At 69.3% G+C, this 17,866-nt stretch carries 15 protein-coding genes; 10 read left to right on the top strand and 5 right to left on the bottom strand.

What is annotated here, in order from left to right; translation table 11 throughout:
* Nucleotides 1-812: 812 nt before the first annotated feature.
* Nucleotides 813-1,574 (bottom strand): SDR family NAD(P)-dependent oxidoreductase, encoded by a 762-nt coding sequence (locus DT074_RS21865; RefSeq protein WP_119421993.1) that lies wholly within the window; start codon nt 1,572-1,574, stop codon nt 813-815.
* A 334-nt stretch (nt 1,575-1,908) separates the two neighbouring features.
* Between DT074_RS21865 and DT074_RS21860 the strand changes: the two genes are divergently transcribed.
* Nucleotides 1,909-3,087 carry a KamA family radical SAM protein gene (locus tag DT074_RS21860; protein WP_368744838.1) on the top strand — a complete coding sequence of 393 codons (1,179 nt, stop codon included), beginning with the start codon at nt 1,909-1,911 and terminating at the stop codon, nt 3,085-3,087.
* Between the two features lies 1 nt (nt 3,088).
* Here the strand turns inward: DT074_RS21860 and DT074_RS21855 are convergent, their stop codons facing one another.
* Both DT074_RS21855 and DT074_RS21850 read right to left on the bottom strand, forming a co-directional pair.
* Nucleotides 3,089-4,312, bottom strand: coding sequence for an MFS transporter (locus DT074_RS21855; protein WP_119421991.1), 1,224 nt, complete (start codon nt 4,310-4,312; stop codon nt 3,089-3,091).
* Between the two features lie 22 nt (nt 4,313-4,334).
* Nucleotides 4,335-5,255 carry a DMT family transporter gene (locus DT074_RS21850; protein WP_119421990.1) on the bottom strand — a complete coding sequence of 307 codons (921 nt, stop codon included), beginning with the start codon at nt 5,253-5,255 and terminating at the stop codon, nt 4,335-4,337.
* 133 nt (nt 5,256-5,388) lie between these two features.
* Here DT074_RS21850 and DT074_RS21845 point away from each other — a divergent pair, with 133 nt between their 5' ends.
* The 4 genes from DT074_RS21845 (at nt 5,389) to DT074_RS21830 (ending at nt 9,916) form a co-directional block, all read left to right on the top strand.
* On the top strand, nt 5,389-6,687 hold the full coding sequence (locus DT074_RS21845; RefSeq protein ID WP_119421989.1) for an LLM class flavin-dependent oxidoreductase: 1,299 nt from the start codon (nt 5,389-5,391) through the stop codon (nt 6,685-6,687).
* Between the two features lie 100 nt (nt 6,688-6,787).
* The gene (locus DT074_RS21840) at nt 6,788-7,828 is read left to right on the top strand and encodes an NAD(P)H-dependent glycerol-3-phosphate dehydrogenase (protein ID WP_368744837.1); all 1,041 of its coding nucleotides are present in this window, start codon (nt 6,788-6,790) and stop codon (nt 7,826-7,828) included.
* A gap of 28 nt (nt 7,829-7,856) precedes the next feature.
* Nucleotides 7,857-8,264, top strand: a complete 408-nt coding sequence (locus tag DT074_RS21835) for an EVE domain-containing protein (RefSeq protein ID WP_162915095.1) — start codon at nt 7,857-7,859, stop codon at nt 8,262-8,264.
* Between the two features lie 32 nt (nt 8,265-8,296).
* The gene (locus DT074_RS21830; protein ID WP_119421986.1) at nt 8,297-9,916 is read left to right on the top strand and encodes an AMP-binding protein; all 1,620 of its coding nucleotides are present in this window, start codon (nt 8,297-8,299) and stop codon (nt 9,914-9,916) included.
* Between the two features lie 3 nt (nt 9,917-9,919).
* Here DT074_RS21830 and DT074_RS21825 read toward each other — a convergent pair whose 3' ends face one another.
* Nucleotides 9,920-10,522 carry a 2-hydroxychromene-2-carboxylate isomerase gene (locus DT074_RS21825; protein WP_119421985.1) on the bottom strand — a complete coding sequence of 201 codons (603 nt, stop codon included), beginning with the start codon at nt 10,520-10,522 and terminating at the stop codon, nt 9,920-9,922.
* Nucleotides 10,523-10,540: 18 nt separating this feature from the next.
* Complete coding sequence (locus DT074_RS21820) at nt 10,541-12,370, bottom strand: potassium/proton antiporter (protein WP_368744836.1); 1,830 nt, start codon at nt 12,368-12,370, stop codon at nt 10,541-10,543.
* A 120-nt stretch (nt 12,371-12,490) separates the two neighbouring features.
* Here DT074_RS21820 and DT074_RS21815 point away from each other — a divergent pair, with 120 nt between their 5' ends.
* The 5 genes from DT074_RS21815 to DT074_RS21795 are packed head-to-tail and all read left to right on the top strand — an operon-like array spanning nt 12,491 to nt 17,863.
* The gene (locus tag DT074_RS21815; protein ID WP_368744835.1) at nt 12,491-13,753 is read left to right on the top strand and encodes an NADH:flavin oxidoreductase/NADH oxidase family protein; all 1,263 of its coding nucleotides are present in this window, start codon (nt 12,491-12,493) and stop codon (nt 13,751-13,753) included.
* Nucleotides 13,750-14,238: a xanthine phosphoribosyltransferase gene (gene gpt, locus DT074_RS21810; RefSeq protein ID WP_119421983.1), complete on the top strand. Its 489-nt coding sequence runs from the start codon at nt 13,750-13,752 to the stop codon at nt 14,236-14,238. The genes DT074_RS21815 and gpt overlap by 4 nt, the downstream gene beginning before the upstream one ends.
* A gap of 45 nt (nt 14,239-14,283) precedes the next feature.
* Entirely contained in the window at nt 14,284-15,909 is a 1,626-nt protein-coding gene (locus tag DT074_RS21805; RefSeq protein WP_119421982.1) for an efflux RND transporter periplasmic adaptor subunit, read from the top strand.
* A complete protein-coding gene (locus tag DT074_RS21800) occupies nt 15,906-16,631 on the top strand; it encodes an ABC transporter ATP-binding protein (protein WP_119421981.1) in 726 nt (241 codons plus the stop codon). Before DT074_RS21805 ends, DT074_RS21800 begins: the two co-directional genes overlap by 4 nt.
* Entirely contained in the window at nt 16,628-17,863 is a 1,236-nt protein-coding gene (locus DT074_RS21795) for an ABC transporter permease (protein ID WP_119421980.1), read from the top strand. The genes DT074_RS21800 and DT074_RS21795 overlap by 4 nt, the downstream gene beginning before the upstream one ends.
* Nucleotides 17,864-17,866: the final 3 nt, after the last annotated feature.

The raw sequence follows: 17,866 nt of genomic DNA, 5'->3' as shown, positions 1-17,866 counted from the left end.
ACCGTCGAGGACACCTGGCGCCACATCGGCGACCTCGTCGAAGCCATCACACCCGTCGAATGTCAGAGCTACTTCGCCAATGCCGGATACGCTTCAACCAAATCGTGAAACGCTCTAGAGAGAGTGAGGAGTAATGGGTTGACCTGGCAGTTCCATCTTGCCGCCCTGGCCAGACCGCCCAGGACGGTTGCCCCGTCAATTTCCAGCCAGAGGAACAGCTGCGCCGCATTGGCGAGAGGGCGAAAGGACGAGGCGGCGCCGAGGAACGGATGCGCCGCCCGCTTTGCTCCAAGGAAGGGGTCAAGGGAACAGATGCGCCGCAGAACGGGTACGCCATGCTCCTACCAATGGGCCTCGGCCGGGGTCGGTCCTGCGGAACAAATGCGCCGCAACGGCCAGCATACGGAAGGAACAGAGGCGCCGAGGAACAGACGCGCCGCCCCGTTTCTCCCAGAACGGGCCCCCGGAACAGATCCGCCGCGCCGGATAAGCAGGCGACGCGAGGAACAAATGCGCCACGGAACAGCTGCGCCGCGCTGGCTGGCGACGCCGGAGGAACAGATGCGCCGAGGAACAAATACGCCGCTACCCCGTCCCCACCTCCCCGTGGGCGATTGCGGAACAAATGCGCAGCCGACGCTGTCCCCAGGAAGGGCTGAGGGAACAGATGCGCCGCGCCGCTGGAGTAGACGACACGAGGAACAGATGCGCAGCGGAACAGACGCGCCGCCTAACCCGCCCTGGCCACCCGGCCTCCGCCCGGAATGAGGCAGGCGGAACAGATGCGCCGCCGCCCGCCTCCCCCGTCTCTCTCAGCGGACCGTCACCCCGCCATCCGCCACGATCACCTGCCCGGTGATGAACGAGCCCGCCTTCGAGGCGAGCAGCACGGCGATGCCGCCGATATCGTCCGGCTCGCCGAGGCGGCGCAGCGGCGTCTCGCTCTCGCGGGCCGCCTTGCGCGCCGGGTCCTCGTAGAGGGCGCGGGCGAAATCGGTCTTGATCAGGCCGGGCGCGATGCAGTTGACGCGGATGTTCTTCGGCCCCCACTCCACCGCGAGGTTGCGGGCGAGCTGGAAATCCGCCGCCTTGGAGATGCAATAGGCGCCGAGCTCGGCCGAGCCCTTCAACCCGCCGATCGACGACACGATGATGATGGCGCCGTCCTTGCGCTCCGCCATCTCCGGCTGCACCAGCTTGCAGAGCCACAGGTTGGAGAGCACGTTGTTCTGCATGATCTTGCCGAACACCTCGTCCGGCAGGCCAACCATCGGGCCGAAATAGGGGTTCGAGGCGGCGTTGCAGACCAGGATGTCGACGCGGCCCCAGGCCTTGCGGGTCGCGGCCACCAGGTTCTCGAGCTGCGCCTTGTCCGAGATGTTGGCGGGCACCACCATCGCCTCGCCGCCGCGCTGGCGGATGCCGGCTGCCACCTCCTCGCAGGCCGGCGCCTTGCGGCTGGAAATCACCACCTTGGCCCCCGCCTCGGCCAGGTTCTCCGCGATCGAGCGGCCGATGCCCTTGCTGGAGCCGGTGACGATGGCGACCTTGCCCTTGAGATCGAACAGACGCATGCGCTTCCTCCAAATGAACCGTGTTGTGTTCGAGCGAAGATTAGCGCGATGTCCGTTTGGATTGCATCGCGGATCTGGCGGCCTCGTGCCGGCAACGGGGGAGCAGGCGGCGCAGCCCCCCATCCTACCTTCCCCCGGCGGGGGAAGGTTTTCCGTGCTGCGGCGGCCGAACTCTCGAAGCCTCCCCCGCCGGGGGAGGTTGGTGGGGGGCGTCGGCCGCGGCTGTTCGCCGTTCCAGACGGCATCACGGGCGGGGCTGGCGCCAGGCGCCCCGCCGCACTAGGTTCCGCCGGCTTTCCCGAGGAGCCTCGCCCTGTCCGCTGACCGCAAGCCCGTGGCCCGATTTCCGCTGAGCCCGGCCGCCCGCGCCTTCAAGCGCCGGTTCTTCCCCGACGCCACGCTGGCGGAGTGGAACGACTGGCGCTGGCAGCTCCGCGCCCGCATCCGCGACCTCGCCGGGCTCGAGCGCGTCTTCGCCCTCTCGGGCGACGAGCGGGCGGCCGTGGCGCGCCACCGGGGCCCGCTGCCGGTCGGCATCACCCCCTACTACGCCCATCTGCTGTCCCGCGACGACCCGAGCCAGGGGCTGCGCCGCACCCACATCCCGGTCGGCGCCGAATATGTCCGCGCGCCTGGCGAATACGACGACCCGCTCGGCGAGGACGCGCATATGCCGGTGCCCGGCCTGGTGCACCGCTACCCGGACCGCGCCCTCTTCCTCACCACCGGCTTCTGCTCGACCTATTGCCGCTACTGCACCCGCTCGCGCCTGGTCGGCGAGGTCGGCGGCGAGCACACCTTCAGCCTGCCGCAATGGGAGCGCGCGGTGGCCTACATCGCCGCGACGCCCCAGGTGCGCGACGTGCTGCTCTCCGGCGGCGACCCGCTCACCATCCACGACGACAAGCTCGGCTGGCTGCTCGGCCGCTTGCGCGCCATCCCGCATGTCGAGTTCATCCGCCTCGGCTCCAAGGTGCCGATGGTGCTGCCGCAGCGCGTGACGAAGGATCTCGCGCGCCTGCTCGGCAGGCACCGAATCTGGCTCAGCCTGCACGCGACGCATCCGGACGAGCTGACGCCGGAGGCTTCCGAGGCGCTCGACCGTCTCGCCGATCGCGGCGTGCCGCTGGCGAGCCAGACCGTGCTGCTGAAGGGCGTCAACGACGACGTCGCCACCATGACGCGCCTGATGCACGGCCTGCTCCGGAACCGGGTCAAGCCCTACTACCTGTTCCAGAGCGACCCGATCGCCGGCTCCGCGCATTTCCGCACCTCGGTCGACAAGGGGATCGAGATCATCCGCGGCCTGCGCGGTCACACGTCAGGCTATGCGGTGCCGCATTACGCGATCGACGCGCCGGGCGGCGGCGGCAAGGTCACCCTGGTGCCCGACTACATCCAGGGGCGCGACGGGGCCGACCTGCTGGTGGAGAATTTCGAGGGCAAGGTCTATCGCTACCACGACCCGGAGGGGACACTGGGCAGCGCGGCGCTGCTGCTCGCCGCCGAATAGCTCAGTCGCTGTCGCTGGTGCGCGGGTCCATCTCGGCGGCGGCCGGGGTGGTCGGGGTCTTGCCGACGAACGGCGCCGCCATCGGCGAGGGCCGCCGCGTCATCCGCCACAGCGCGAAGACGAAGACCAGCCCGGCGATGCCGGTGAGGTAGAAGAACAGGCCCTGCGGCCCCAGGTGATCGACGGCGATGCCGGCCAGGGTCGGGCCGGCGATCGAGCCCGAGGCCCAGGCGAGCAGCATGCCGGCCGAGACCGCGATGCGCTGGCTCTGGCTCGCGAAGTCGTTGGCATGGCTGAGACTCAGCGAATAGATCGTATAGGCGAAGCCGCCATAGGCGGCGCCCAGCACGATCAGCAGCAGGTGCGACCGGCCGCCGAACAGGGCGACGACCAGCGCCAGCGCGGCGACCGCGGCCAGCACCCCGGCGATCACCTGCCGCCGGTCCAGCCGGTCGCTGAGCCGCCCGAGCGGCCATTGCAGCAGCAGCGCGCCGAAGAACACCGCCGACAGGAACTGGCCGATCTGGCCCGGGGTCAGCCCGGTCTTCACGCCATAGAGCGGCGCCATGCTGCCGAAGGCGGTGTTGATCAGCCCGGCCGCCACCGCGCCGACGATGCCGAGCGGCGACAGCCGGTAGAGGTCGACCACGTTGAGCGCGGTCGCCTGGCGATGCGCCGGCGCCGGCTGGGTCGACAGCGCCACCGGGATCAGGCTGAGGCTGAACATGGCGGCGGCGATCATGAAGAAGGTCTGGCCATGCGGGTCGGCGATGCCGAGCAGCCACTGGCTGGAGCCGACCGCGCTCATGTTGGAGATCATGTAGACGGCGAAGACCTTGCCGCGGATCGCCGGCGGCGTCTTGTCGGAGAGCCAGCTCTCGCCGATCATGAACAGGCCGGCCGCCGCGAACCCGGTCGCGGTGCGGACGACCAGCCAGAACCACGGATCGATGATCGCGGCGAAGACCAGGGTCAGGCAGCTCAGCAGGGCCGCCATCGCGGCAAAGGCGCGGATATGGCCGACCGCGCCGATCAGCCGCGGCGAGACCAGGCAGCTGATCAGGAAGCCGAGCGGGTAGCCGGTCGCCACCAGGCCGATGACCGGGGTGGAGAAGTTCTCCAGCGCCATCCTGAGGGTCAGGAAGCTGCCGAACATCCCGTTCGCCCCCTGCAGGACGAAGATGCCGGCCATGATGGCCGCGAGCTGGACCAGGGCTGCGTTCATCGCCCGAGGCTAGCCCGGATTCTCAAGGCTTTGGAGGGGCCTTCGCTTTCCGCGCCATGGCCTCGCTGCGGGCCACCCAGCTGGCGGCGACGAAGATCATGGTGCCGCCGGCGAACACCCAAATGCCCGGCACCTGGCCGAACAGCAGATAGCCCAGCACCGCGCCCCAGATCAGCTTGGTGAAGTCGAGCGGCAGGATGGCGCTGGCATCGGCCTCCTTCATCGCCTGGTTGAAGGTGATATGGGCGAGGGTGCCGAAGGCGCCGATCAGCAGCAGCAGCAGGAACTGCTCCGGTGTCGGCCATTGCCAGACGAAGAAGGCGGCGATGCCGGTCAAGGGCGTCAGGTAGATCACCATATAGGCGGCGATCGCCGAGGCGCTGTCGGTCCGCGTCAGCACCTTGATGCACATCATCGCCGCCGCCCAGAACACGGTGGAGCCGACGATCAGGATGGCGCCGAGCTCGATCGGGATGAAGCCGGGCTGGATGATGACCAGCGCGCCGGCGAATCCGACGGCGAGCGCGATCAGGCGGTCGCGGCCGAGCCGCTCGCGGAACACGACAGCCGCGCCGATCACGCCGAACAGCGGCGCGGTGAAGCTGAGCGCGGCGGTGGTGGCGAGCGGCGTGATGCTGACGGCGTAGAAGAACGACAGCATGGCCCCGACCTGGATGAAGCCGCGCGCGGCATGCAGGCCGGGCCGGCTGGTCCGCAAGTCGCGGAACCGGTTGCGGGCCAGCACCGGCACCAGGAAGACCAGCCCGAAGAAATTGCGGAAGAAGGCGATCTCGAAGGGATGCAGGCCCTCCCGCGCCACCAGCTGGATCGTGGCGTGCATGCAGGCGAAGGTGAAGACCGAGAACAGCATCAGCCCCACGCCGCGGAGACCGGGCGGCACGGCGAGATAGCGGCTGCTGACGGCTTGGAGAATGGCGTTCATCGGGAGGGCGGCGGCATCCTGCCGGCCCCCTCCCCGATTGTCAGCCTTCGTATGTGCAGGGCTGGCTTGCAGGGCGATTGAGGCCGCTCTTCGCAGTTCCTACACTCGCGCCCGAACGCGGCGGAGGAAAGCAATGAAGTTCGGCATCTTCTACGAGCACCAGCTGCCCCGGCCCTGGGCCGAGGGGGCGGAGCTCCGCCTGTTCCAGGAGGCGCTCGACCAGGTCGAGCTCGCCGACAAGCTCGGCCTCGATTACGCCTGGGAGGTCGAGCACCACTTCCTCGAGGAATACTCGCATTCCTCCGCGCCGGAAGTCTTCCTCGCCGCCTGCTCCCAGCGCACCAAGCGCCTCCGGCTTGGGCACGGCATCGTGCTGATGCCGCCCGGCTACAACCACCCGGCCCGGGTGGCCGAGCGGATCGCGACGCTCGACCTCGTCTCCGGCGGCCGGGTCGATTGGGGCACCGGCGAGAGCGCGGCGGCGGCCGAGCTCGGCGGCTTCGGCATCGCGGTCGACGACAAGCGCGCGATGTGGCGCGAGACCGTCGAGCAAGCCGCCAACATGATGGCGATGACCCCCTATCCCGGCTTCCAGGGCAGATATTTCTCCATGCCCTGCCGCAACGTGGTGCCGAAGCCGGTGCAGAAGCCGCATCCGCCGATCTGGGTTGCCTGCTCCAAGCGCGAGACCATCCACCTCGCGGCGCGGCTCGGCATCGGTGCGCTGACCTTCGCCTTCATCGATCCGGCCGAGGCGGCGAAATGGGCCGGCGAGTACTACGAGATCATTAAGTCCGATGAATGCGTGCCGATCGGCCACAGCGTCAACGCCAACATCGCCATGGTCTGCGGCTTCTCCTGCCATGGCGACGCGGCGGAGGCCGAGCGGCGCGGCCTCGACGGCTTCCGCTTCTTCGGCTACGCGCTCGGCCATCACTACATCTTCGGCGAGCACATACCGGGCCGCACCGACATCTGGTCGGCCTACGAGCAGGCGCGCGACCACATGCCGCCGGGCGGCGGCCGCGCCGGCATCGGCACGCCGGCGCAGATCACCGCCAACCTCGCGCAATTCGCCGAGGCCGGCGTCGACCAGGTGATCTTCGTCCAGCAGGGCGGCCGCAACCAGCACGCCCATATCTGCGAGAGCCTGGATCTCTTCGCCCGCGCGGTCATGCCGGCCTTCAAGCGCGACGAAGCGGCACGGGAGGCAAAGAAGCAGGCCGAGCTCGCGCCCTTCATCGCCCGCGCCATGGCGCGCAAGCAGCCGATGGCGCCGCTCGCCGATGCCGAGATTCCGAAGATCCTCGCCCTCGGCCGCCTGGTGGCGCAGACCCAGGAGATCTCCAGCGACGGCAAGACCGCCGATTTCGGCCGCGGCGACATCGCCGTCCCGCTGCAGGACCCGGCGAAGCAGGCGGGGGTGCGGTAGCGGCGATGCGTGAACCTGACTTCACCAGCATCGTCAGATCGTCATGGCCGGGCTTGTCCCGGCCATCCACGCCGGCGGGCAGTGCGGCGGAGAGCCGTGGATGCCCGGGACGAGCCCGGGCATGACCGCGGAGGGCTACTTGCCATTGCACCGCGCCGCCGTGATCGGCGCCGGGGCGTGGGGTACGGCGCTGGCCAATGTGTGCCGGCGGGCCGGGCTGGATGTGGTGCTGTGGGCGCGCGAAGCGGAGGTGGTGCAATCGATCGCCGCGCGGCGGGAGAACGATCTCTTTCTTCCCGGCGTGCCGGTTGACCCGGCCGTTCGCGTGACCGGCGATCTTGCGGAAGCGGCCGGCACGGATCTCGTCCTGATGGTCGTGCCGACCCAGCATCTGCGCAGCGTCGCTACCGGACTGGCTTCGCATCTCGCGCCGAACGTGCCGGTGGTCGACTGCGCCAAAGGGATCGAGATCGCGACCGGCGAGTTGCCGAGCGAGATCCTGGCCGAGGCGCTGCCCGGCCATCCGATCGCCGCGCTCTCCGGCCCGACTTTCGCCGCCGAGGTGGCGCGCGGGCTGCCGACGGCGATCACCTTGGCGGCGCCCGATCTGGACCTCGCGCGCCGGCTCGCCCAGGCGATCGGCCTGCCGACCTTCCGGCCCTATGCCAGCGACGACCTGCCCGGCGTCGAGGTCGGCGGCGCGATCAAGAACGTGCTGGCAATCGCCTGCGGCATCGTCGAGGGCAAGGGGCTCGGGCAGAATGCCCGCGCGGCGCTGATCACCCGGGGCCTCGCCGAGATCGTGCGGCTCGGCCGTGCCAAGGGCGGCCGGACCGAGACGGCGATGGGCCTGGCCGGCCTCGGCGATCTGGTGCTGACCTGCTCCAGCACGGCGTCCCGCAACTATTCGCTCGGCCTCGCCATCGGCCGTGGCGAAAGCCTGGCCGACATCCAGGCCCAGCGGCGCTCCATCGCCGAGGGCGTGCCGACCGCGGCGGCGCTGGCGGCTCTGGCCAGCCGTCTCGGCATCGAGCTGCCGATCGCCGCCGCCGTGAACGCGATCCTGCACCAGGGCGCCGAAATCGACGCTACCATTGCCGCCCTGCTCGCCCGTCCATTCCGCGACGAGGCGGAGACCTGACGAGGCCAAGAAACAAACGAGGATGCGCATGGCCTATTGGCTGATCAAATCGGAACCCAGCTCGTTCTCCTGGGACGACCAAGTGAAACGCGGTGTTGCCAACTGGGACGGTGTGCGCAACCACCAAGCGGCGGCCAATCTGCGCGCCATGAAGAAGGGCGATCGCTGCTTCTTCTATCACTCGGTCGACGAGAAGCAGATCGTCGGCATCGTCGAGGTGGTGAAGGAAGCCTATCCCGACCCCAAGGACCCGACGGGCCGGTTCGTGCAGGTCGACGTCAAGGCCGTGAAGCCGGTGCCAAAGCCGGTGACGCTGGCGCAGATCAAGGCGGAGCCGTCGCTGAAGGACCTCGCCTTGATCCGCCAGTCGCGCCTCTCCGTTTCGCCGGTCGACGCGGCGGCCTGGAAAACGCTGAGCCGGATGGCGGGCCTGTAGAGTTCGAAGAACAAGAAGAGTCGGAGGAAGCGATGACCCGAAGCGATGCGGCGGTGCCGGCCGCCGCCGATTGCGTGATGCGCGATCTGATCGAGCGCTGGGCCGGTGCCCAGCCGGAAAAGACCTTCGTGCGCTTCGATGACGGCCGCCGCTGGACCTACGCGGAAACCCGCGCGCTGGCGCGGCGCGCCGCCAATGGCTTCGCCACGCTCGGCGTCGGCCAGGGCGAGCATGTCCTGTCCTGGCTGCCCAACGGCAGCGATGCGCTGCGCACCTGGTTCGGCCTCAACCACCTCGGCGCCGTCTACGTGCCGGTGAACACCGCCTATCGCGGCCGGTTGCTGGAACACATCATCGGCATTTCCGACGCGCGTCTGATCGTGGTGCATGCGGATCTGGCGCCGCGGCTGGCGGAGATCGATCGTGGCAGGCTCGAGACCGCCGTCATCGTCGGTGGCGCGGCTCCGACGATCCCGGGCCTGCGCTGCATCGGCGCCGAGACCTTGACGCCGTCTGATGAAAACCTACCTGCCCTCACCCGTCCGATCGCGCCCTGGGATACGCAATCGATCATCTTCACCTCCGGCACCACCGGCCCTTCCAAGGCCGTGCTGTCGTCTTATGCCCACGCCTATGCGATGGCGGTGGAAGGGCTGCACTTCCTGACCGGCGACGATCGCTACATGATCAACCTGCCGCTGTTCCATGTGGGCGGCACGGTCGCCGTCTCGGGCATGCTGGCGCGCGGCGGCTCAGTCTCGGTGGTCGATGCCTTCGACACGGCGAGCTTCTGGCGCGTGGTGCGCGAGACGGAGACGACGGCGCTCTGCCTGCTCGGCGTCATGACCGGCTTCCTGCTGAAGGAGCCGCCCGGCCCGGCCGACCGCGACCATCCTCTGCGCACCATCCTGATGGTGCCCTATACCGAGGACGGTCCGCGCTTCGCCGAGCGCTTCGGGGCCACGGTCTACACCGTGTTCAACATGACGGAGGTCTCCTGCCCCACAGTGTCGGAGCCGAACCCATCGACGCCCTTCACCTGCGGCAAGGTGCGCACCGGCAACGAGGTGCGCCTGGTGGACGACAACGATTGCGAAGTGCCGGTCGGCCAGGTCGGCGAGATGGTCATCCGCACCGACCGTCCCTGGGCGCTCAACCACGGCTATTACGGCAACCCGGAAGCCACCGTGAAGGCCTGGCGCAACGGCTGGTTCCATACCGGCGACGCGTTCCGCCGTGACGCCGAGGGCAACTTCTATTTCGTCGACCGTATGAAGGACGCGATCCGCCGGCGCGGCGAAAACATCTCCTCGTTCGAGGTCGAGTCCGAGGTCGCCACCCATCCCGACGTGCGCGAGGCGGCGGCGATACCGGTGCCGAACGAGGTGTCGGAGGACGACGTGATGGTGGTGGTCGCCCCGGCACCGGGTCGCGCCGTCGACCCGGCGGCGCTGATCGAGTACCTGCGGCCGCGCATGGCGCATTTCATGATCCCGCGCTATGTGCGGGTGCTGCCGGAGCTGCCGAAGACGCCGACGCAGAAGGTGCAGAAGCACGTGCTGCGCGCGGAGGGCGTCACCGCCGATACCTGGGACCGGGACAAGGCCGGCATCCGCATCACCCGCGAGAAGATCGGCCGGCTGGCGAGCTGACGCTTACCACCCGCCGCGGGCGAGCCAGCGGTCGACCATGTCCAGCCGGTCGGCGCCCCAGAACGGCTCCCCATCGACGAAGACGAAGGGCGAGCCGAACACGCCACGACCCACCGCCTCGTCGGTCATGTCGCGCAGCTTTGCCTTCCACGTCTCCGCCGCCGCGGCCGTCAGCATCGCCCCCGCATCGATGCCGAGCGACGACGCCAGCGCGCTCAAGACAGACGCATCCGTGATGTCGCGGCCGTCGGCGAAATAGGCGGCATAGGCCGCCTTGGCGAAGCGGCGCGCCAGATCGGCATTCCCGGCATCGAGCCAGTAGAAGCTGCGCGCCGCCATTTGCGTCGCCAGCGGAAACCTGGCCGGCATGTTGAAAGGGATCGCGTGCTCGCGCGCCGACCGGGCAAAGTCGGCACGGGAATAGTCGCCCTTCATCGGATAGTCGACCAGGGGCTGCCCGCCGCTCGACCGAAACGCCACGCCCAGCAGAAAGGGCAGCCAAGTCACCCCACGGCCGTGCTTGGCGGCGATGGCATCGATCCGATTGGCGGCGATGTAGCCGTAGGGCGAGGAGAAGTCGAAATAGAACTCGAGCGGTGCGGGCATGCGGTCTCCTGCGAGGCGCTAAGTTCGCCGCCGACGGCCGAGGCGTTGCAGGCGCCGCCATGCGCGTGCGATCTCCTCCCGCATGCGTTGCCGCGCCCGGGCGATGGTCAGCTTGCGGGTTTCCGGCTCCAGCGCGACCCCGATCTTGGCGATGGCATCGTCGATGAGCTCGGTCACCACCAGCTCGACCTCGCCCACCTTGACCCAGTCGCCGACCACCGGGCGCGGCGGCAGCCGACGCTTCAGGAAGGCGCCGAGCGGCAGGTTGCGCTCGTCCGGATCGACCGGCACGCCGTAGAGATCGGCCACCATGCCGGCCGGCGCATCGGCGCCGAGCATGAAGTCGCCGAATTCGCGCCCGCGCAGCTCGTCTTCCTCCTCGTCGTGCCGATGCGAGGCGAAAAGGCCGTCCAGCGCATGCAGCTGTTCCGGCGGCCCCAGCGCCAGCACGTAGTCGCCGATGCGAAGCGAGGGCAGCTTGCCGCGGTCCATCACCGTGCCCTCGCGGATTACGGTCAGGATGCGGGTGCGCCGGGGCAGCGGGATGGCGTGATAGGGATAGGTCAGCGCCCGGCTGTCCGGTGCCAGGCGATAGCCGGCGATCTCGCGATCGGTGCCGGTCGGCAGGTCGAGGTCGAAGCGATTGGCCTCCTCCGGCACCGGCGGCAGCACCAGGCGCAGCAGGCGCGCAGCGAAATTGATGCTCCAACCCTGCAGGACCAGCGAGGTGAGCACCACGACGAAGGCAACGCTGAAATAGGTGGTGCCGCCCGGCACGCCGGCCAGTACAGGCACGGTGGCGAGGAAGATCGGCACGGCACCGCGCAGGCCGACCCAGGAGATGAACGCCACCTCGCGCCAGGCGAAGCGGAACGGCAGCAGGCCGATCCAGACGGCGAGCGGCCGGGCGACCAGGATCAGCACCGCGGCGATGACCACGCCCTGCCCGAGCTCCAGCGCCATCTCGTGCGGCGTGACCAGCATGCCCAGCATGAGGAACAGGCCGATCTGGCACATCCAGGCCAGGCCGTCGTGGAATCGATTGATGGCGCGCGCCGCGCGGTGCCGGCGATTGCCGAACACGAAGCCGGCGACATAGACGGCGAGGAAGCCGCTGGCACCGGAAAGATGCGTGCCGCCGAAGATGGTCACGGCAGCGGCCACCACCAGGATGGGATAGAGCCCGGTCGCGATCTCGACCCGGTTGACCAGCCAGGCGAGCGCATAGCCCCCGACGATCCCGATCGCCGCGCCGCCAGCCATCTGGAAGACGAAGTTTACCGCAATCTCCAGCCCCGGCGCGGTCCCGCCGGCGCGCGCCAGCTCGGCGAACATCACCGTCAGGAACACCGCCATCGGGTCGTTGATGCCGGATTCCACTTCCAGGGTGGCGCTCACCCGCTCCTCGATCCGCACCCCCTTGGCGTGCAGCAGCAGGAAGACCGCGGCCGCATCGGTCGAGGCGACGGTGGCGCCGACCAGCAGGCCGCCAATCCAGCCGAAATCGAACAACAGGGCCGCGACGGCGCCGGTGATGATAGCCGTGAGAACCACGCCGAAAGTGGCGAGCGAAGTCGCCGGCCAGAGCGCCAGGCGGAAGGTCCTGACCGGGGTCCGCAAGCCGCCATCGAACAGGATCACCGCCAGGGCGACGCTGCCAAGCAGGTAAGCGGCCGCAAAGTCATCGAAATGCACCCCGCCCGGCCCGTCCTCGCCGGCCAGCATGCCGAGGCCGAGGAAGACCAGCAGCAGCGGCGCCCCGATCCGGTTGGAGAGCATGCCGGCGAGGATGCTCACCACCACCAGGGCGGCGCCGAAGAAGATGAAATGCTCGCCGAAGAGATGCACCTGTGCCCGCCGGATCCCGCGTTTGCGCTTGCCTTCGAATATGCCGGATTTCAGGGGATTGTCAGGCCGGCAATGCTCGGCCTAAATGCCGCCAGTGCATAAAGTTGGGGGAAACCGTTCATGTCCAGGGGGCCCATGACCGCGGCGCTCGATACGCCGTTCCGCCTGCCCTGCGGCGCGGTCTTGAAGAATCGCATCGGCAAGGCGCCGATGACCGAGGGCCTGGCCGATCCGATGAACCGGGCGACCGAGCGCCATGTCCGGCTCTATCGCCGCTGGGCGGAAGGCGGCTCGGGCCTGCTCGTCACCGGCAATGTCCAGGTCGACCGACGCTATCTGGAGCGGCCCGGCAACGTGGTGATCGACGGCAATGGCGGCGAGAGGGAGCTCGAGGCCTTCGCCCGTGCCGGGACCGCCAACGGCACGCATCTCTGGATGCAGATCGGCCATGCCGGCCGGCAGACACCGAAGCATGTCAACCCCGTGCCGGTGGCCCCCTCGGCGATCCGGGGCAATTTGTCGGAGAGCCAGCACGGCATGCCCCGCGCGCTTTCGTCGGACGAGGTCTGGGACGTGGTGCGCCGGTTCGGCTATGTGGCCAGGGTCGCCAGGGAAACCGGCTTCACCGGCGTGCAGATCCACGGCGCCCATGGCTATCTGATCAGCGAGTTTCTGTCGCCGCTCGCCAACCAGCGCACCGACCAGTGGGGCGGCAGCGCCGAGAACCGGGCGCGGCTGCTGCTGGAGACCGCCAAGGCGGTGCGCGACGCTGTCGGGCCGGATTTCCCGGTCTCGATCAAACTCAACTCGGCCGATTTCCAGCAGGGCGGCTTCTCCAACGACGACTGCCTCGATGTGCTCCGCTGGCTCGCCCCGATCGGCATCGACCTGATCGAGGTGTCGGGCGGCAACTACGAATCGCCGCGCATGATGGGGTTCGGCCGCGAGCAGCCAGGCGCGCGCGCCAGCACGCTTGCCCGCGAAGCCTATTTCCTCGACTACGCGACGCGCATCCGCCAGGCGACCCGCATCCCGATCATGCTCTCCGGCGGCTTCCGCAGCCGCGTTGCGATGGAGGAGGCGCTGGCTGCCGATGTCTGCGACGTGATCGGCATCGGCCGGCCACTCTGCGTCGACACCGACCTGCCCAACCGGCTCATCGACCGGACGGTCGAGGGCGCCACCAGCTATGAGAGCACGATCAAGCCGGAACGCGGCGGGCTCGCCTGGTTCTGCCTGCAGCTGATCCGGATGGGCGACGGCGAGGAGCCCGACCGGGCCTTGACCGGCGAGCAGGCAATCCCACGATATGTCGCGAACGAGAAGGCGACGGCCGCCGGCCTGGTCGGCCGCCGCCTGGAACCGGAGGCCGCCCCGGCATGACCGATCCTGCCTACAACAAGGTCTTCCCCGTCTCCTGGGAGGAGCTGCACCGCAATGCCCGGGCGCTGGCCTGGCGGCTGAGCGAGGTGCTGCCGTTCAAGGGCATCGTCGCGGTGACGCGCGGCGGGCTGGTGCCGGCGGCGATCATCGCCCGCGAGCTGGAGATACGGCTGATCGACACCGTCTGCATCGCCTCCTATCACGATTATGACCGCCAGGGTCAGGTCGACGTTCTGAAGAGCGTGCCGGGCGACGGCGAAGGCTGGCTGATCGTCGACGACCTGGTCGATACCGGCGACACGGCAAAGCATGTCCGCAAGATGCTGCCGAAGGCGCATTTCGCCACCGTCTACGCCAAGCCGGCCGGGCGGCCGACGGTCGATACCTTCATCACCGAGGTCAGCCAGGACACATGGATCCTGTTCCCCTGGGACCAGGAGCCGCAATACGCCAAGCCGGTGGCGGAGCTGCGCGGCAAAACCTGATTTCGGCCCCGCAGGAAACCGGCCGTTCCGCCGTATAATGCGATCATGCGGGGGCTGACACTGGGACTGGTCGCGGCGGCGCTGCTCGGCGGGGGCGGCGCGCTGGGCTATGCCGTCTGGCGGCCCGATGACGGCCAGGCGGCATTCCGCGTGGCCAAGGTGGAACGCGGCGACATCACCGCCGCCGTTTCGGCCAGCGGCACGGTGATGCCGGTCGTCACCGTCCAGGTCGGCTCCCAGGTTTCCGGCCAGATCCGCGAGCTGCTGGCCGACTTCAATACCGAGGTGGTCAAGGACCAGCTGATCGCCCGCATCGATTCCGACACATTCGAGACCCGGGTCGCCCAGGCCGAGGCCGACCTGCAGGTAGCCAAGGCCAATCAGGTGCTGCAGGAGGCCTCGCTCGAGCGCCTGGCGGCCGAGCTCGAGACCACGCGCCAGACCCTGGCCTCGCTCAGGGCCCAGACCCGCAAGGCGGCGCTGGCCGAGACCGACGGCGAGCGCGAGTTCAAACGCCGGGCCGAGCTGCTGCAGACCGGCGCCGCCTCGCGCAGCGACTTCGACAAGTCGAAGACCAACTACGACAGCGCCGTCGCGCAGTCGCGTTCGGCCCAGGCCCAGGAGCAGGGCCAGGTGGCCGCGGTGCGGGCGGTCGAGGCGCAGATCAAGATGGGCCAGGCCCAGGTGCTGACCGCGCGCGCCCAGGTCGCCCAGCGCGAAGCAGCCTTGCGCCAGGCCCAGATCGATCTCGACCGCACCTTCATCCGCTCGCCGGTCAAGGGCACCGTGGTGCTGCGCAATGTCGATGCCGGGCAGACCGTCGCCGCCAGCCTGCAGGCGCCGATCCTGTTCCAGATCGCCGAGGACCTGACGCGGATGCAGATCGAGACGGCGGTCGACGAGGCCGATGTCGGCCGCGTCAAGGTCGGCCAGAAGGCGACCTTCACGGTCGACGCCTTCCCGACCCGCACTTTCGATGCGGAAGTGCTGCAGATCCGCAAATCGCCCAAGGTGCAGAGCAACGTCGTCACCTACACGGTGGTGATCTCGGCCGACAACAGCGACCAGGCGCTGCTGCCCGGCATGACCGCCAATGCGCGGATCGTCACCGACCAGCGCCGTGGCGCGCTGAAGATCCCGAACGCGGCTTTGCGCTTCCGTCCCCCGGGTGCCGAGGCGGCGCCGGCCGCGGCGCAGCCGGCATCCGGCGCACCAAGCCCGGCGGCGCAACAGGCGGCGGCAGTGCGCGAACGACTGATCACCGCGCTGTCGCTGACGCCGGACCAGCAGGAGAAGCTGACCCAGATCTTCGCCCAGGCGCGCAGTCAGCTGGCCGGATTGCAGGGCGCGAGCGAGGCCGAGCGCAAGCGGCGCGGCGATCAGGTGCGGGCCGAGAGCCGGCGCCAGATCGCGGAGATGCTGACGCCGGAGCAGAAGGCGAAATACGACGAGCTGGTGGCCGAACAGGCCGGCCGGCAGGCGACGGCCGGGCGGGTCTTCGTGCCCGACGGCAGCGGGCAGCCCAAGCCGGTCCAGGTCCGGCTCGGGGTCGGCGACGGCAGCACGACCGAGCTGCTGGGCACGACGCTGAAGGAAGGCGACCAAATTCTGGTCGGCCTCGCGCCCAAAGGAACGGCGGCGAGCCAGCCCCGGGCGGCGGGCCTCAGATGAACCCGGCCATCCCGGCAGGCGAGCTGATCGCGGTTCGGGACCTGGTGAAAGAATACCGCCTCGGCGACCATGTGGTGGCGGCGCTGCGCGGCGTCACGCTCGACATCGCCGCCGGCGAGTTCGTTGCTGTGATGGGCCCCTCGGGTTCCGGCAAGTCGACCTTCATGAACCTGGTCGGCTGCCTCGACAGCCCGACCGCTGGCGCCTACCGCCTGGCCGGCGAGGATGTCGCCCGCATGTCCGGCGATGCGCTGGCCGGCATCCGCAACCGGCGCATCGGCTTCGTGTTCCAGAGCTTCAACCTGCTGCCGCGCACCTCGGCGCAGGAGAATGTCGAGCTGCCCCTGCTCTACAGCCACGTGCCGCGGGCCGAGCGGCGGCGCCGGGCGGGCGAGCGGCTGAGCCAGGTCGGCCTCGGCAACCGTGCCGGCCATCATCCCAACCAGCTCTCCGGCGGCCAGCAGCAGCGCGTCGCCATCGCCCGCGCGCTGGTCAACGATCCAGCACTCATCCTGGCCGACGAGCCGACCGGCGCGCTCGACACCACGACCAGCGCCGAGGTCATGGCGCTGCTGACCGAGCTGAATGACAGCGGCATGACCATCGTGCTGGTGACGCACGAGCCCGATGTCGCCGCCTATGCCAAGCGCATCGTCACCTTCCGCGACGGGCAGGTGGTCGAGGACCGCGCGAATGCCGCGCGCCGGACCGCCGGCCAATGATCGCGCTGCTCGCCAATACCCGGATGGCGCTGCGCGCGCTGGCGGTGAACAAGATGCGGAGCCTGCTCACCATGCTCGGCATCATCATCGGCGTCGGCGCCGTGATCGTGATGATCGCGGTCGGCGCCGGCGCCAAGGCGCGCGTCGCCGAGCAGATCCGCTCGATCGGCGCCAACCTGCTGATCCTTCTGCCCGGCACCACGACCTCGGGCGGCGCCCGGCTCGGTTTCGGCTCGGCGCCGACCCTGTTCGACGAGGACGCCGCGGCGATCCGCCGCGACGTGCCGGGCGTCACCGTGGTCGCGCCGCTGATCCGCGGCGGCGGGCAGATCGTGATCGGCAACATGAACTGGGCGACGGTCGTGTACGGCATCACCGCCGACTATCTGCCGGCGCGGGACTGGGAGATCGCCACCGGCCGGCCGTTCACGACCGAGGAGTCCGACAACGGCGCCAAGGTCGTGCTGATCGGCCAGACCGTCGCCGTCAACCTGTTCGGGGCCGAGGACCCGGTCGATCAGATGATCCGTGTCAACCGGGTGCCGCTCCGCGTCATCGGCGTGCTCGACCGCAAGGGCCAAAGCATGCAGGGCGTCGACCAGGACGACACCATCCTGGTGCCCCTGACGACCGCGCGCGGCCGCGTGCTCGGCACCAGCATCGCGCGCCGCCGCGCCGTCGGCGCCATCTGGGTCAAGGGCGAGGATGGCGGCGACCTGAAGCAGACCGAGACACTGGTGCGCGAGCTGGTCCGGCAGCGACACCGGCTGCAGGCCAACCAGGACGACGACTTCTCCATGCGAAACCTGACCGAGGTGCAGGATGCCGAGGCGGCGTCGAGCCGCGTGCTCGCCACCCTGCTCGCCGCCGTCGCCTCGGTCTCGCTGATCGTCGGCGGCATCGGCATCATGAACATCATGCTGGTCTCGGTCACCGAGCGGACACGTGAGATCGGGCTGCGCATGGCGGTCGGCGCCCGCGGCCGCGACATCCTGGCGCAGTTTCTGACCGAGGCGGTGCTGCTCTCGCTGATCGGCGGCGTGATCGGCATCGCCATCGGCGTCGGCACGTCCTATGCCGTCGGCCATTTCGCCGGCTGGCGCATCGAGCTCTATCCGGAATCGGTCGTCCTGGCGGTCGGCTTCGCTGCGGCGGTCGGCATCTTCTTCGGCTTCTACCCGGCGCGGAAGGCCGCAAGGCTGCAACCGATCGAGGCGCTGCGCTACGAATAGGCG

It is taken from the genome of Desertibaculum subflavum (assembly GCA_003576705.1).
GTDB classification, from domain to species: domain Bacteria; phylum Pseudomonadota; class Alphaproteobacteria; order Ferrovibrionales; family Ferrovibrionaceae; genus Desertibaculum; species Desertibaculum subflavum.
This window is presented reverse-complemented; position numbering and strand designations above follow the sequence as displayed.